Source organism: Testudinibacter sp. P80/BLE/0925, assembly GCF_053570785.1.
Map to the genome: position 1 here is coordinate 1,706,613 of NZ_CM131636.1, position 14,352 is coordinate 1,720,964.

A 14,352-nucleotide genomic window follows, 5' to 3' on the forward strand; every position below is an offset into this window, starting at 1 on the left:
ACTTTTGCTTTCATCTCGCCCAAGCGATAAAGCTGTTCATTCCGGCGTAAAATTCCGTTATAATCCGCCAGTTAATCTTCTCAACTTTTTTCCGTCTTGAGAATCGGGAATTCAATTTAAAATCAGCAAGGAACACAGATTATGATGCGTACACACTACTGCGGCTCGCTAAATCGTAGCCATATCGGACAAGAAGTAACACTGAGCGGTTGGATTCACCGCCGCCGTGATTTCGGGGCGATGATTTTTGTCGATTTGCGTGATCGCGAGGGCATTGTACAAGTGTTTTTTGATCCGGCACAGCAAGCGGCATTTGACGCGGCGGCTACGTTGCGCAATGAGTTTTGTGTGCAAATTCAAGGGGAAGTGATTGCGCGCACGGAAAAAAATATCAATCCGGATATGGCGACCGGCGAAGTGGAAGTGCTGGCGAAAGGGCTGAAAATTTACAATAACGCTGCCGTGTTGCCGTTGGATTTCAACCAAAACAACACCGAAGAACAGCGTTTGAAATACCGTTATTTGGATTTGCGCCGCCCGGAAATGGCGCAACGGATCAAAACCCGTGCCAAAATCACCAGTTTTGTACGCCGCTTTATGGACGAACACGGTTTCTTGGATATCGAAACCCCAATGCTGACCAAAGCCACGCCGGAGGGCGCGCGTGACTATTTAGTGCCGAGCCGGGTGCATAAAGGCAAATTCTACGCCCTGCCGCAATCGCCGCAACTGTTCAAACAATTGCTGATGATGTCCGGTTTCGACCGTTATTATCAAATCGTGAAATGTTTCCGCGATGAAGATTTGCGTGCCGACCGCCAACCTGAATTTACCCAAATCGATGTCGAAACCTCGTTTATGACCGCCGAAGAAGTCCGCGCGGTGATGGAGGAATTGGTACGCGGCTTATGGCAGCAGACTATCGGTGTGGATTTGGGCACGTTCCCGATTATGACTTACGCCGAAGCCATGCGTCGTTTTGGTTCGGACAAACCGGATTTGCGCAACCCGTTGGAGCTGGTCGATGTTGCCGATTTGCTGAAAGAGGTCGAATTTAAAGTGTTTAACGAACCGGCAAATGATCCGAAAGGGCGCGTTGCGGCGTTGCGCGTGCCGAACGGGGCGACGTTGACCCGCAAACAAATTGACGAATATACCCAGTTTGTTGCGATTTACGGCGCGAAAGGCTTGGCGTGGCTGAAAGTGAACGATATCGCCGCCGGCATTGACGGCGTGCAAAGCCCGATTGCCAAATTCTTATCGGCAGAGGTGCTAAGTGCGGTCTTGGCGCGTTTGGACGCGCAAAACGGCGACATTATTTTCTTCGGTTCGGATAGATACAATATCGTGACCGACTCGATGGGTGCGCTGCGTTTGAAAGTCGGCAAAGAGTTAGGCTTGACCCAAGCGGATCAATGGAAACCGCTGTGGGTGATCGATTTCCCAATGTTTGAAATGGGTGACGAGGGCGAATTGGCGGCAATGCACCATCCTTTCACTTCACCGAAAGATTTCACGCCGCAACAACTGGCAGCCGAGCCGACAAGTGCGGTCGCCAATGCTTATGACATGGTGATCAACGGCTACGAAGTGGGCGGCGGCTCGGTACGGATCTTCGATCAAAAAATGCAGCAAACCGTGTTCAATATCTTGGGCATTAACGAACAAGAGCAACAAGAAAAATTCGGCTTCTTGCTCGACGCGTTAAAATTCGGCACGCCACCGCACGCAGGCTTGGCATTCGGCTTGGATCGCCTAACTATGCTCTTGACCGGCACGGACAATATCCGCGACGTAATCGCATTCCCGAAAACCACTGCCGCCGCGTGCTTAATGACCGACGCGCCAAGTTTTGCCAATGAACAGGCGTTGAATGAGCTTGCCTTAACGGTAACGAAAGCGTAAATGTCACGATTTAAACGCCCCGAATCGGTGTTGGTGGTGATCTATGCCACCGATAGCCAACAAGTGCTGATGTTGCAACGTAATGATGATCCTGCGTTTTGGCAGTCGGTGTCGGGCAGTTTGGAGGCGGGCGAAACCGCACTTTGCGCCGCAAAGCGTGAAGTGGCGGAAGAAACAGGGCTAAGTGCGGTCGGTTTGGTCGATTGTCAACAATCCGTTGATTTTGAGATTTTTCCGCAGTTTCGTCATCGTTATGCGCGTGATGTTACCCATTGCCACGAACATTGGTTTTTGTTGCCGTTGGCGCAAGAGTGCGAAGTGCGGTTGAGTGAACATTCGGCGTATCGTTGGGTGACGGCAGAGCAGGCGGTGACGATGGCCAAATCGTGGAACAATGCGGCGGCGATTGAACAATTTTTACTAAAATAAACAAACAGTTAAAAATAAATAGCAAGAGGAAATCAAGATGGCAGGCCATAGTAAGTGGGCGAATATCAAACACCGCAAAGCGGCGCAGGACGCACAACGCGGCAAAATTTTTACCAAATTAATCCGTGAATTGGTGACAGCGGCGAAAATCGGCGGTGGTGACGCAGGCGCGAATCCGCGTTTGCGTGCGGCGGTGGATAAAGCGCTTGCCAGCAATATGACGCGCGACACCATTAACCGTGCGATTGAGCGCGGCGTGGGCGGCGGCGATGATACCAATATGGAGACCCGTGTATATGAGGGCTACGGTCCGGGCGGCACGGCGGTGATGGTGGAGTGTTTGAGCGATAATGCCAACCGCACCATTTCACAAGTGCGCCCGAGTTTCACCAAGTGCGGTGGCAACTTAGGTACGGAAGGCTCGGTCGGCTATCTGTTCAACAAAAAAGGCTTGATTTTGATTGCGCAAGGCGATGAAGACAGCTTAATCGAAGCGGCAATCGAAGCCGGTGCTGATGATGTGCAACCGCAAGATGACGGCAGTTTTGAAATCTATACCGCATGGGAAGAACTGGGCGCAGTGCGCGACGGCATTGAAGCGGCGGGTTTTAAAATTGAAAGTGCCGAAGTGTCGATGATTCCGTCAACCACAGTGGATTTAGATGCCGAAGCCGCACCGAAATTATTGCGCTTGATTGATATGCTGGAAGAGTGTGATGATGTGCAAAACGTGTATCACAACGGTGAAATCAGCGATGAAGTCGCGGCGTTGTTGTAGTTTAGATTTATTTTTTACTGTAATAATTAAATAATGCCCTGAAATCAGGGCATTGCTATATGGAGAAAAATATGGCAAATATTATTAATGCAATCATTAATTTAGTTAGAGAACCACAATTTAGATTGCGTGAATATGCAACAGGTCGAAATCGTGCAAATAACATGGGTGAATCTTTAGAAGAATATATTAAAGATTTATTTGCTGATACGGTAAATGAAAATAACGAACAGATAAGAACTGAAAAAATTTCTTCAACTTTCAGTTACTTAGGTAATCAGAATAATCCTCCAGATATGATTTTAAAGCAAGGTGATGCAATTGAAGTGAAAAAAATTGAGTTGCCTAATTCGAGTCTAGCGTTAAATAGTAGTTATCCAAAAGCAAAACTATTTTCTTCAAATCCAATGCTTAAGAAAGCTTGTCGTGAATGTGATGGTGGTAATTGGATTGAAAAAGATATGATTTATAGCGTTGGTGTAGTTGATAATGATAAATTAACCTCTTTATGTTTCGTTTATGGTGATGATTATTGTGCTACACAAGATGTTTATGAACAAATTAAAATGTATATAAAAAAAGGGATCACTCAAATTGAAGATGTTGAATTTTCTGAAACTAAGGAATTAGGTCGAGTAAATAAAGTTGATCCATTAGGAATTACCTATCTAAGAATTAGAGGTATGTGGGGGATTGAAAATCCATTTACGGTTTTTAATTATATTTATACTAGGAATCCTAATTGCTCCTTTAATTTTATGGCAATTATTAATGATGAGAAGTTCAATTCATTGGAAAATAAATCTGATTTACTTTCTAACGTGGAGAAAAATGATTCATTGGTTATTAATGATATTAAGATTAAAGACCCTAATAATCCAGCTAAACTAAAAAATGCAAAGCTAATTACCTTTTCATATAGTGAGGCATGATGAATATTGTTAGTTTATTTTCAGGAGCAGGTGGTTTAGATTTAGGCTTTGAGCAGGCAGGATTTAAAATTATCTTTGCAAATGAGTATGATAAAACAATTTGGGCTACTTATAAGAAAAACCATTCAGCTTATTTAGATACCCGAGATATTAGAAAAATATTATCAAATGATATTCCAGATTGTGATGGAATTATTGGAGGACCACCCTGTCAATCTTGGTCTGAAGCAGGATCATTGAAAGGCATTAATGATCTTCGAGGACAGTTATTTTTTGATTACATTCGTATCATTCGAGAAAAACAACCTAAATTTTTTCTAGCTGAAAATGTAGTTGGAATGATGTCTAAAAGGCATGAAGAGGCAGTTGAGACTATCAAAAAGATGTTTATTGACTGCGGGTATAATCTTACGGTTAATTTAGTCAATGTATCTGATTATGGCATTCCACAAGATAGAAAACGTGTTTTTTACATTGGGATAAGAAAAGATTTGGATAAGGATTTCAAATTCCCAGTTAATACATCAGTAAAAAGAACATTGAAAGATAGTATTTTTGATTTAAAGGATAGTGCTAAACCAGCACGAATCAAAAATAAAGCTAATCGAAATTTAGAAATATTAAATCATGAGTATTTTGAAGGTGGATTCTCGACTATTTTTATGAGCAGAAATAGGGTTCGTCAATGGGAAGAGTTTGGTTTTACGGTTCAGGCTAGTGGACGACAAGCACAATTACACCCACAAGCACCAATAATGCCTAAGATCGATAAAAATAAGCATATTTTTGCTGAAGGATATGAATATTTGTATCGAAGAATGACTGTTCGTGAATGCGCGAGAATTCAAACATTCCCAGATGATTTTGAATTCATTTATGATAGTGTAGATACTGGTTATAAAATGGTGGGCAATGCTGTTCCAGTTGAAATGGCAAAAATTATTGCAAGTAGTATAAAAGAGCAAATTTTTCTATGACAATCATTCTAGGTATTGACCCCGGCTCGCGTGTTACAGGCTACGGCGTGATTCGGCAGAACGGGCGTAAGTTGGAATACCTCGGCAGTGGGGCGATTCGTACCGCAGTTGAGGATTTGCCGCTCCGTTTAAAGCGGATCTATGCCGGTGTGAGTGAGATTATCACCCAGTTTCAGCCGGACATGTTTGCGATAGAGCAGGTGTTTATGGCGAAAAACCCCGATTCCGCTTTGAAATTGGGGCAGGCGCGCGGGGTGGCGATAGTCTGCGCCACCAATTTTGATCTGCCGGTGTTTGAGTATGCGGCGCGTTTGGTGAAACAAACGGTGGTCGGCAGCGGGGCGGCGGACAAAGTGCAAGTGCAGCATATGGTCACTCGGATTTTAAACCTGTCGGCACAGCCGCAAGCCGATGCCGCCGATGCGTTGGCGATTGCGATCACCCACGCCCACAGTTTGCAGCATTCCCTCCAAATCGGCAAAACCGCCAGCACCGCACTTCAAGCTGAAAAGTGCGGTTTGAGTCTGAAAGCCCGTTACAGCCGCGGACGTTTTCGCTTAAAAGCTGAAAAATAACTGGTTATTTATACAGTTTTATTTTATGCTATGCCACATCATACGAATTAAAGAGACATCATTATGATCGGACGTCTACACGGCACATTATTGGAAAAACAACCGCCTGAAATTTTGCTTGATGTGCAAGGCGTTGGCTATGAGTTGCTACTGCCGATGACCAGTTTTTACCACTTGCCGGAAGTCAATCAAAGCGCAACCCTGTTCACCCATTTGGTGGTGCGCGAAGATGCGCATTTATTGTTCGGCTTTGCCAGCAAGCAAGACCGCACTTTGTTCCGTGAACTGATTAAAACCAACGGCGTCGGGCCAAAACTGGCGTTGGCGATTTTGTCGGCAATGTCGGTCGATGAGTTCGTTTTTGCGATTGAACGCGAGGAATTATCCAAATTGGTGAAAATTCCCGGGGTCGGTAAAAAAACGGCTGAACGGTTATTGGTTGAATTAAAAGGCAAATTTGCCAATGTCAAAAAAGCCGATTTCTTTGTGCAGCTGCCGGGCGGCAGCCGTCACGAATTGGATTCGAGCGCACCGAATTATGAAGATGATGCGGTGGCGGCGTTGGTGGCACTGGGCTATAAACCGCTTGATGCGGAAAAAATGGTGAAGCGGATCGCGAAACCGGAATTCACCAGCGAGCAGTTGATCCGTGAAGCGTTAAAAGCGGCGTTATAAATAGGGTAAAAGAGCGGTATGATTGAAGCAGATCGGATTATCAGCGCAAGCGAAATCGGCGAAGAAGATGTATTGGATCGCGCGATTCGCCCCAAATTGCTGAAAGATTATGTCGGGCAGCAAGCGGTGCGTGAGCAGATGGATATTTTTATTCGGGCGGCGAAATTGCGCCAAGACGCGCTCGACCATCTGTTGATTTTCGGCCCGCCGGGTTTGGGTAAAACCACGCTTGCCAATATTATCGCCAATGAAATGGGGGTGAATATCCGCACCACTTCCGGCCCGGTATTGGAAAAAGCCGGTGATTTGGCGGCAATGTTGACCAATCTGGAAGCGCATGATGTGCTGTTTATTGATGAAATTCATCGTCTCTCACCGGCGATTGAAGAAGTACTGTATCCGGCAATGGAAGATTACCAACTGGATATTATGATCGGCGAAGGCCCTGCGGCGCGTTCGATTAAACTGGATTTACCGCCGTTTACCCTTGTCGGCGCAACCACGCGCGCCGGTTCATTGACTTCCCCGCTGCGCGATCGTTTCGGGATTGTGCAGCGCTTGGAATTTTATTCGGTTAAAGATTTGACTTCAATCGTGGCTCGCAGTGCCAACTGCTTAAACCTGCACATCGTTGAAGGGGCGGCATTGGAAATTGCCCGTCGCTCACGCGGCACGCCGCGTATTGCCAACCGTTTGCTGCGTCGCGTACGTGATTATGCCGATGTGAAAAATAACGGTTTAATCAGTATCGAAATCGCTCAAGCGGCATTGAAAATGTTGGATATTGACGCTAAAGGCTTTGATTACATGGATCGCAAATTGTTAAGTGCGGTGGTGGAGCGGTTTGACGGCGGACCTGTCGGTTTGGATAGTCTGGCGGCGGCAATCGGTGAAGAACGGGAAACCATTGAAGATGTGCTAGAGCCGTATTTGATTCAGCAGGGGTATTTGCAGCGTACTCCGCGCGGACGGATTGCGACGTCAAAAACCTATCTGCATCTCGGACTGGATACAGATAAGGCTTAGCCGTTAAAAATCATTAAGGTTGCAGTTGTTGTTTCTTGATGTTGTTGAGGGCAACTAAACCTTTATCACAACTTTTAATTTGCACTTCGCGTTCTAAAGCCAAGATTTGTTTTTTGCTTTGTGACAATTTGCTTTTAATGTTGGCAAATTGGGTATGGGTTCCCGGTTGTTTTTCCGCTTCTTTGATCAATTGTTCTGTTTCGCTGAAAAGTTGATTACATTGTTGAGGGATACTGCCAGCTTCAATAATTTGATTTTTTGTCGTTGTGGTATTGGCGGATACACCGATACTAAACAATGCGATACTTGCAGTGAACAGAAATTTTTTGAACATTTTTTGCCCTTTTCTCAGTGAGAATATAAAAAATAACGCAATAAAACAGAGTTTATTTTTTGGTTTGTTGCTATGCGTTGAACGAGAATATTTCTTAATTATAAAAACCTTCCACAACATAGCAAAACAGGATAAAAATGTCTATAAAATCAGCGTAAAAATTTGTGAAAGAGGCGTAATAACCAACTTTATTAATCGGGTATGCGTATAAAAAATAGCAATAATTTCAAAAAATTGATTTGTATCATAATGGCATTTTAGACGAAGATCGCATTTTTTGAGATATCTCCCAAAATGTAGCGGAAAAAGTAAATTTTATGTTTTTAATGCGTGAATTACAGAGTATCATAAGCGGGAAGGAATCGGGCTTTTTTGAAGATTTATCTAAATGTGTTGTTATAAGCCGTTTAGATAAGTGTTTGGGAAGGCCGATTTTATGACATCGGTATATTATTTGGTGTCAATGGGGTGATTACAAAAGTAATCAATGTCAGAGGAACTTGTAGTATATACAAGGAGTTGAGATGTTAGATATTGTTGAACTCTCGAGATTGCAGTTTGCATTAACTGCTCTGTATCACTTTTTGTTCGTACCGCTCACATTAGGACTTTCCTTTATTCTTGTGATTATGGAAACCCTGTATGTCGTGACCGGCAAAGAAGTGTACAAAGATATGACCAAATTCTGGGGTAAATTATTTGGTATTAACTTTGCGTTAGGGGTAACAACCGGGATTACAATGGAATTCCAGTTTGGTACCAACTGGTCATATTATTCGCATTATGTCGGCGACATCTTCGGTGCGCCTTTGGCTATTGAAGCATTATTAGCCTTCTTTATGGAATCGACTTTCGTCGGGTTGTTCTTCTTTGGTTGGGACAGACTCTCTAAAGGCAAACACTTGATGGCGACTTATTTAGTGGCATTCGGTTCTAACTTATCCGCCATGTGGATTTTGGTGGCGAATGGCTGGATGCAGAATCCGATTGGTTCCGAATTTAATTTCGAAACCATGCGAATGGAAATGACCAGCTTTATGGATTTATGGCTGAACCCGGTCGCACAAAGTAAATTCTTACATACCTTATCTGCAGGTTATGTTTGCGGTGCGATTTTCGTGCTCTCCATCAGTTCTTACTACATTCTGAAAGGTCGCGATTTAGGCTTTGCCAAACGCTCGTTTTCAGTGGCCTCTTCTTTCGGCATGATTGCGATTATTGCGGTATTGTTGATGGGAGATGAATCCGGTTATGAAATCGGACAAGCGCAACCGGTCAAACTGGCGGCAATGGAAGGCGAGTGGCATACTGCGCCGGCGCCGGCAGATTGGAATATGGTGATTATTCCGAACGAAGCCGAAATGAAGAATGATTTCGCGATTCAAATTCCTTACGCCGCCGGGATCATCGCAACCCGCTCTTTAACCAAAGAAATCACCGGGTTGACAGAACTGCGTGAAATCAATGTACAGCGCGTGCGTAACGGGATCATCTCTTACGGCTTGTTACAAAAATTGCGGAACGGTACGGCAACGGAAGAAGATAAAGAACTGTTCAAGGTTTACCAAAAAGATCTTGGTTTCGGCTTATTGTTAAAACCTTACACAGACAATGTATTGGATGCGACGGAAGAACAAATTCAACAAGCTGCTAGCGATACGATTCCGAAAGTCGGTCCGACCTTCTGGTCATTCCGCGTGATGATGTTTGCCGGTGGTTTGATGTTATTGTTGTTGATTGGCGCATTTGCGCAAACCGCACGTAAAACGATTGGCAATAGCCCGTTATTGTTAAAAGGATTGCTGTACGGTTTACCATTGCCGTGGATTGCGATTGAAAGCGGTTGGTTCTTGGCGGAATATGGTCGTCAGCCATGGGCTATTTATGAAGTGTTACCGGTCGGTGTGGCAAACTCTGCCCTAACAACAGGTGATTTGTGGTTCTCAATCGGTTTAATCTGTGCGTTGTACACGATTTTCCTGATTGCAGAAATGTATCTGATGTTCAAATACGGACGTTTGGGCCCAAGCTCATTAAAAACCGGCCGTTATCATTTTGAACAAACAGCGAAATAAGTAGGAGCCTAATCATGATTGACTACGAAATTCTACGCTTTATTTGGTGGCTGCTTGTTGGGGTTCTGCTTCTCGGCTTTGCAGTGACTGATGGCTTTGATATGGGCGTATTAACCTTATTGCCGTTTGCCGGTAAAAAAGAGGTTGAAAAACGCATTATGATCAACTCGATTGCTCCGCATTGGGACGGTAACCAAGTATGGTTGTTGACCGCCGGCGGTGCGATGTTTGCCGCCTGGCCGATTGTTTACGCAACCTCTTTCTCCGGTTTCTATATCGCGATGATTTTGGTGTTGGCCGCATTATTTTTCCGTCCGGTCGGATTGGAATATCGCGCTAAAATTGAAAATCCGAAATGGCGCACCGCTTGGGATTGGGGCTTGTTTGTCAGTGGCTTTGCCCCGTCATTGGTGTTCGGCGTGGCATTTGGTAACCTGCTGCAAGGCGTACCGTTTGAATTCAACGATATCCTGCAAGTGAAATATACCGGTTCATTCTTTGAATTGCTCAATCCGTTTGCGCTACTGTGCGGTTTGGTCAGCTTGTCAATGTTGACGACACAAGGGGCTGCATGGTTACAAATGAAAACCACGGCGGAATTGCGTGATCGCGCTCGCGTTATCACTCAAGTCGGCGCATTTGCAACCGTCATCACTTTTGTGCTTGCAGGGGTGTGGCTGTTGTTCAAAGACGGTTATGTTGTCACCGGCGTAATTGATAAGAACGCTCCTTCTACCCCGTTGGGCAAAGAAGTGATTTTGGAAACCGGTGCGTGGTTCAATAATTTCAAAGAAATGCCCGTGCTATGGCTGTTGCCGATTTTGGCGGTCGCCGGTGGGTTATTGAATATCGTGTTTTCTAAAGCCAACCGTTCCGGATTTGCATTCTTGTTCTCGTCATTGACGATGGCCGGTGTGATTTTCACGTTCGGGGTATCGATGTTCCCGTTCATTATGCCGTCAATCACACATCCGAATACCAGCTTGTTGATGTGGGATTCAACTTCAAGTCACTTAACCCTGATGATTATGTTTGGTCTGACTTTAATCTTTGTGGTTATATTACTGGCTTACACCATTTGGGCATATGCCAAAATGTTCGGACGTATCGACAGTGACTTTATCGAAGAAAATAAAAACTCACTATACTAACAAAGAGGAAGAATTATGTTTTATGTAGCTTGGGTTTTAGGCGTATTATTAGCGGTTTTCTTTGCGGCGATTGTAACAATCAGCATTGAAAAAACCGGCAAATTTGATGAGTAACTATGATTGATAAACTCTATCAACTGGTAAATAAGGGCTCTTATCGAGCCCTTTCATTTATCTTGGCAATCGCACTGATGTTATCAATCTTTTTTCATGCGAAAAAATTTGCCTTGGCGTTAGGTGGCCCGTCTCCTTTATTTACCCTGTTTCTAATCTGGGGGACATCGATACTGTGGATTCATGGGCTTGGATTGCAAATACGCAAAACGCGTTGGAAAGGTTTTTTTAATCCTTTCATCGGTTATTTGGCGGCGTTATTTGGGGCCATCTATATTTATTTTATCTGAATCAGCAAAGTGCGGTAGGGGCAATCTGATCCCGTACCGCACTTTAATCATCTCTGTGTTATTTTATTATCTGATAATTATTTTCCGATATGAAATAATTAATCGCAAGCCAGTGTTTTTATCTTTACCTCTTCTTGTCATTAAAAATATTCTTGTTAATTCGCTAGGCGATCACTAGACAAGTATCAAACTATTCTTGATAATAGCGGCTTTGGGATCATGTGGGATATCGTTATGCAAAAGATACCAATCAGAGTTTATTACGAAGATACGGATGCCGGTGGTGTGGTTTATCATGCGCGTTATCTCCATTTTTTTGAAAGAGCAAGAACGGAATTTTTGCGTAATCTGGGTTTTGAACAGCAGCAGCTATTACAACAGTTTCAGCTGGCATTTGTGGTGCGCAGTATGCAAATTGATTATCGTATTGCGGCTAAATTGGATGACTGTTTGACGGTTGAAACAACCGTCAGCCAAGTCAAGAAAGCAAGTATTATTTTTGAGCAGAAATTATTCAAGCAAGATGAATTATTGTCAAACGCAACTGTCTTAGTTGCATCAGTTAATTTATCCAAAATGAAACCGGAGCCGATGCCTGAGACGATCAGAACGGCTTTGGGAGGCAAGTAATTACAGTATTTTAGTATGGACTAATCGGGGTTTATTGATGTCAACAGAGTTAAATTTTTTGGCACTTTTTTTAGAAGCAAGTGTTATCGTTCAGATTGTCATTGCAATCTTGATCATTTTTTCTATTATGTCGTGGGCAATTATTATCCAGCGGAGCGGCATTTTACGCCAAGCATTAAAATCTTCCGCGGCGTTTGAAGATCGTTTCTGGTCTGGCGAAGATTTGAATAAATTGTATGATGGCATGGATAACCGTCGCGACGGCTTAAGCGGCAGCGAACAAATTTTTTATGTCGGTTTCAAAGAGTTTTTACGTTTGCAACAAACTGCTTCAAGTACACCGGAATCCATCATCCAAGGAACGACGCGTGCGATGAACTTGACCTTGAACCGTGAAATCGAAGAAGTGGAAAACCGCATTCCTTTTTTGGCAACGGTGGCTTCAATCAGTCCGTATATCGGTTTGTTCGGGACGGTATGGGGAATTATGCACGCATTTATGGCGTTAAGTAATGTAAAACAAGCTACGTTGCAAATGGTCGCGCCGGGGATCGCCGAAGCTTTGATTGCGACGGCAATCGGTTTGTTTGCGGCAATTCCGGCTGTAATGGCGTATAACCGTTTGAGCTTGCGCGTCAGCAAATTAGAGCAAAATTATGCTAACTTCATTGACGAGTTCACTACCATTCTGCACCGTCAGGCATTTGCCAAAAAAAGTGCTAATTAATTTTCCGCACAGTATATCGTAGAGGATAAGAGGATATTATGTCGTATAGACGCAAACGTCGTGATATGAAGTCGGAAATTAACATCGTTCCTTTCTTAGACGTGTTGTTGGTATTATTGTTAATCTTTATGGCAACGGCACCGATTATCAGTCAGAGTGTACAGGTCGAATTGCCGGATTCGGTGGATAGCCAGTCGGTTTCCAATGAAGATAAAGTCCCTGTCATTTTAGAAGTTGCCGGAGTCGGGCAATATACGCTTGCAATTAATGGCGAGCGTAATGAGAATCTGACCGAAGAAATGGTGACCGAAATGGCAAAACAGGAGTTTGATAAAGATAATAATACGCTGTTCTTGGTTGGCGGAGCTAAAGATGCGCCTTATGAAGAAGTGATTAACGCGTTGAATTTATTACATCTTGCCGGTATTAAATCTGTTGGTTTAATGACCAATCCTTTATAAATTATCAGTACGGGATCAGCAGTGCAGACAGAGAAAACACAGAAATTAAACCGTGCCGTTCTGATTTCCACCATTTTGCACGGATTACTGTTCGGAATCCTGATTTTGGGCTCCTTATGGTATAAGTATATGCCGGCTGCCGGTGGCGGCGAAGGTGAAGGCGATGTAATGGGCGCGGTGATGGTGGATACCGGCGCTGCCGCTCAAGAATGGGGGCGGATAAAACAACAGCAAAAAGGTGATGTTGATAAAGCCAAACGTCAAGAATTAGAACAACAGGAGCAGCAGCAGCGTCTACAGGAACTGGAAAGACAGCAGCAGGCAGAACAGCAGCGCCAGCAGGAGCTGGAAAAGCAACAATTGGAAAAACAGCAAGCGGAACAGCGTCGGCAAGAACAACGGGAACAGCAACGCCGTGAGGCGCAGGCAAAAGCGGAGCAGGCTAAACAAGAAGAAATTGCTCGTCAGCAGCGTATTGCCAAAGAAGCTGAAGCAAAAAGAATTGCAGAACAGGCGAAACTGAAAGCAGACGCAGAGGCTAAACGTTTAGAAGCGGCAGCAAAAGTCAAAGCAGAGCAAGAGGCGCAAGCGGCGGCAGCCAAAGCAAAAGCTGAAGCCGAGACTAAAGCGAAGCTCGCAGCAGAAGCTAAGGCAAAAGCCGAATCCGAAGCGAAAGCCAAGGCGGCTGCGGACGCTAAGGCAAAAGCCGAGTCCGAAGCGAAAGCCAAGGCGGCTGCGGACGCTAAGGCAAAAGCAGAGTCTGAAGCGAAAGCCAAGGCGGCTGCGGACGCTAAAGCTAAAGCCGACGCCGCTGCAAAAGCCAAAGCGGCTGCCGCAGAAAAAGCTGCGCAACAGGCGGCTCTAGACGACTTTATGAATAGCGGTACGATTGGCGGTGGTTCAGCCGCTAAGGGCGGCAATCAGAATAAAGGCGGCACAACGGGCAGCGGAGCGGGAACGGTGAGCGGGGCTGATGGAGCGCGTGCCGGTGATGAATACGCCGGCGTGATTAAACGTACAATCAAACGTCGTTTTATCCGTGATGCGAGCTTTGCAGGAAAAACCTGTAGTATCAGAATTTCATTGGCGCGGGACGGAACTATTTTGAATTATCAAAAGATTTCAGGTTCGGATGACATTTGTAATTCGGCATTAAGGGCGGTTGCCAATACTAAAAAAGTACCGGCGGCACCTTCTGACGCCATTTATAATCGGTATAAAACTCCAATTATTGATTTTGATTTAAAATAAGATCAATTATGACAATGTGTTT

Annotated in this window: 17 protein-coding genes; 16 read left to right on the plus strand and 1 reads right to left on the minus strand. The window is 44.5% G+C overall.

What is annotated here, in order from left to right; genetic code table 11:
- Positions 1-141: 141 nt before the first annotated feature.
- The 8 genes from aspS (at position 142) to ruvB (ending at position 7,297) form a co-directional block, all read left to right on the plus strand.
- Complete coding sequence (gene aspS, locus ACWA5Z_RS08275; RefSeq protein ID WP_431051362.1) at positions 142-1,905, plus strand: aspartate--tRNA ligase; 1,764 nt, start codon at positions 142-144, stop codon at positions 1,903-1,905.
- A complete protein-coding gene (gene nudB, locus ACWA5Z_RS08280; protein ID WP_431051364.1) occupies positions 1,906-2,334 on the plus strand; it encodes a dihydroneopterin triphosphate diphosphatase in 429 nt (142 codons plus the stop codon).
- A gap of 37 nt (positions 2,335-2,371) precedes the next feature.
- Entirely contained in the window at positions 2,372-3,112 is a 741-nt protein-coding gene (locus ACWA5Z_RS08285; RefSeq protein ID WP_431051366.1) for a YebC/PmpR family DNA-binding transcriptional regulator, read from the plus strand.
- A 71-nt stretch (positions 3,113-3,183) separates the two neighbouring features.
- Positions 3,184-4,044: an NgoPII family restriction endonuclease gene (locus ACWA5Z_RS08290; protein ID WP_431051368.1), complete on the plus strand. Its 861-nt coding sequence runs from the start codon at positions 3,184-3,186 to the stop codon at positions 4,042-4,044.
- Positions 4,041-5,021, plus strand: coding sequence for a DNA cytosine methyltransferase (locus tag ACWA5Z_RS08295; protein WP_431051370.1), 981 nt, complete (start codon positions 4,041-4,043; stop codon positions 5,019-5,021). The genes ACWA5Z_RS08290 and ACWA5Z_RS08295 overlap by 4 nt, the downstream gene beginning before the upstream one ends.
- Positions 5,018-5,596 (plus strand): crossover junction endodeoxyribonuclease RuvC, encoded by a 579-nt coding sequence (ruvC, locus tag ACWA5Z_RS08300; RefSeq protein ID WP_431051372.1) that lies wholly within the window; start codon positions 5,018-5,020, stop codon positions 5,594-5,596. Before ACWA5Z_RS08295 ends, ruvC begins: the two co-directional genes overlap by 4 nt.
- A 63-nt stretch (positions 5,597-5,659) precedes the next feature.
- A complete protein-coding gene (gene ruvA, locus ACWA5Z_RS08305) occupies positions 5,660-6,271 on the plus strand; it encodes a Holliday junction branch migration protein RuvA (RefSeq protein WP_431051374.1) in 612 nt (203 codons plus the stop codon).
- A gap of 18 nt (positions 6,272-6,289) precedes the next feature.
- The gene (gene ruvB, locus ACWA5Z_RS08310; protein ID WP_431051376.1) at positions 6,290-7,297 is read left to right on the plus strand and encodes a Holliday junction branch migration DNA helicase RuvB; all 1,008 of its coding nucleotides are present in this window, start codon (positions 6,290-6,292) and stop codon (positions 7,295-7,297) included.
- Positions 7,298-7,310: 13 nt separating this feature from the next.
- On the opposite strand, the gene ACWA5Z_RS08315 is transcribed toward ruvB, so the two are convergent.
- Positions 7,311-7,631 (minus strand): DUF5339 domain-containing protein, encoded by a 321-nt coding sequence (locus ACWA5Z_RS08315; RefSeq protein WP_431051378.1) that lies wholly within the window; start codon positions 7,629-7,631, stop codon positions 7,311-7,313.
- A 524-nt stretch (positions 7,632-8,155) separates the two neighbouring features.
- Here ACWA5Z_RS08315 and ACWA5Z_RS08320 point away from each other — a divergent pair.
- The 8 genes from ACWA5Z_RS08320 (at position 8,156) to tolA (ending at position 14,330) form a co-directional block, all read left to right on the plus strand.
- A complete protein-coding gene (locus tag ACWA5Z_RS08320; RefSeq protein ID WP_431051380.1) occupies positions 8,156-9,706 on the plus strand; it encodes a cytochrome ubiquinol oxidase subunit I in 1,551 nt (516 codons plus the stop codon).
- A 14-nt stretch (positions 9,707-9,720) separates the two neighbouring features.
- Positions 9,721-10,857 (plus strand): cytochrome d ubiquinol oxidase subunit II, encoded by a 1,137-nt coding sequence (gene cydB, locus ACWA5Z_RS08325; RefSeq protein WP_431051382.1) that lies wholly within the window; start codon positions 9,721-9,723, stop codon positions 10,855-10,857.
- A 15-nt stretch (positions 10,858-10,872) separates the two neighbouring features.
- Entirely contained in the window at positions 10,873-10,971 is a 99-nt protein-coding gene (locus ACWA5Z_RS08330) for a CydX/CbdX family cytochrome bd oxidase small subunit (protein WP_431051384.1), read from the plus strand.
- 2 nt (positions 10,972-10,973) lie between these two features.
- Positions 10,974-11,261, plus strand: coding sequence for a cyd operon protein YbgE (ybgE, locus tag ACWA5Z_RS08335; protein ID WP_431051386.1), 288 nt, complete (start codon positions 10,974-10,976; stop codon positions 11,259-11,261).
- A gap of 234 nt (positions 11,262-11,495) precedes the next feature.
- Entirely contained in the window at positions 11,496-11,891 is a 396-nt protein-coding gene (ybgC, locus tag ACWA5Z_RS08340; RefSeq protein ID WP_431051388.1) for a tol-pal system-associated acyl-CoA thioesterase, read from the plus strand.
- 37 nt (positions 11,892-11,928) lie between these two features.
- Complete coding sequence (tolQ, locus tag ACWA5Z_RS08345) at positions 11,929-12,618, plus strand: protein TolQ (RefSeq protein WP_431051390.1); 690 nt, start codon at positions 11,929-11,931, stop codon at positions 12,616-12,618.
- Positions 12,619-12,656: 38 nt separating this feature from the next.
- Positions 12,657-13,079: a colicin uptake protein TolR gene (gene tolR / locus ACWA5Z_RS08350; protein WP_431051392.1), complete on the plus strand. Its 423-nt coding sequence runs from the start codon at positions 12,657-12,659 to the stop codon at positions 13,077-13,079.
- A gap of 21 nt (positions 13,080-13,100) precedes the next feature.
- Positions 13,101-14,330 carry a cell envelope integrity protein TolA gene (tolA, locus tag ACWA5Z_RS08355; RefSeq protein WP_431051394.1) on the plus strand — a complete coding sequence of 410 codons (1,230 nt, stop codon included), beginning with the start codon at positions 13,101-13,103 and terminating at the stop codon, positions 14,328-14,330.
- Positions 14,331-14,352: the final 22 nt, after the last annotated feature.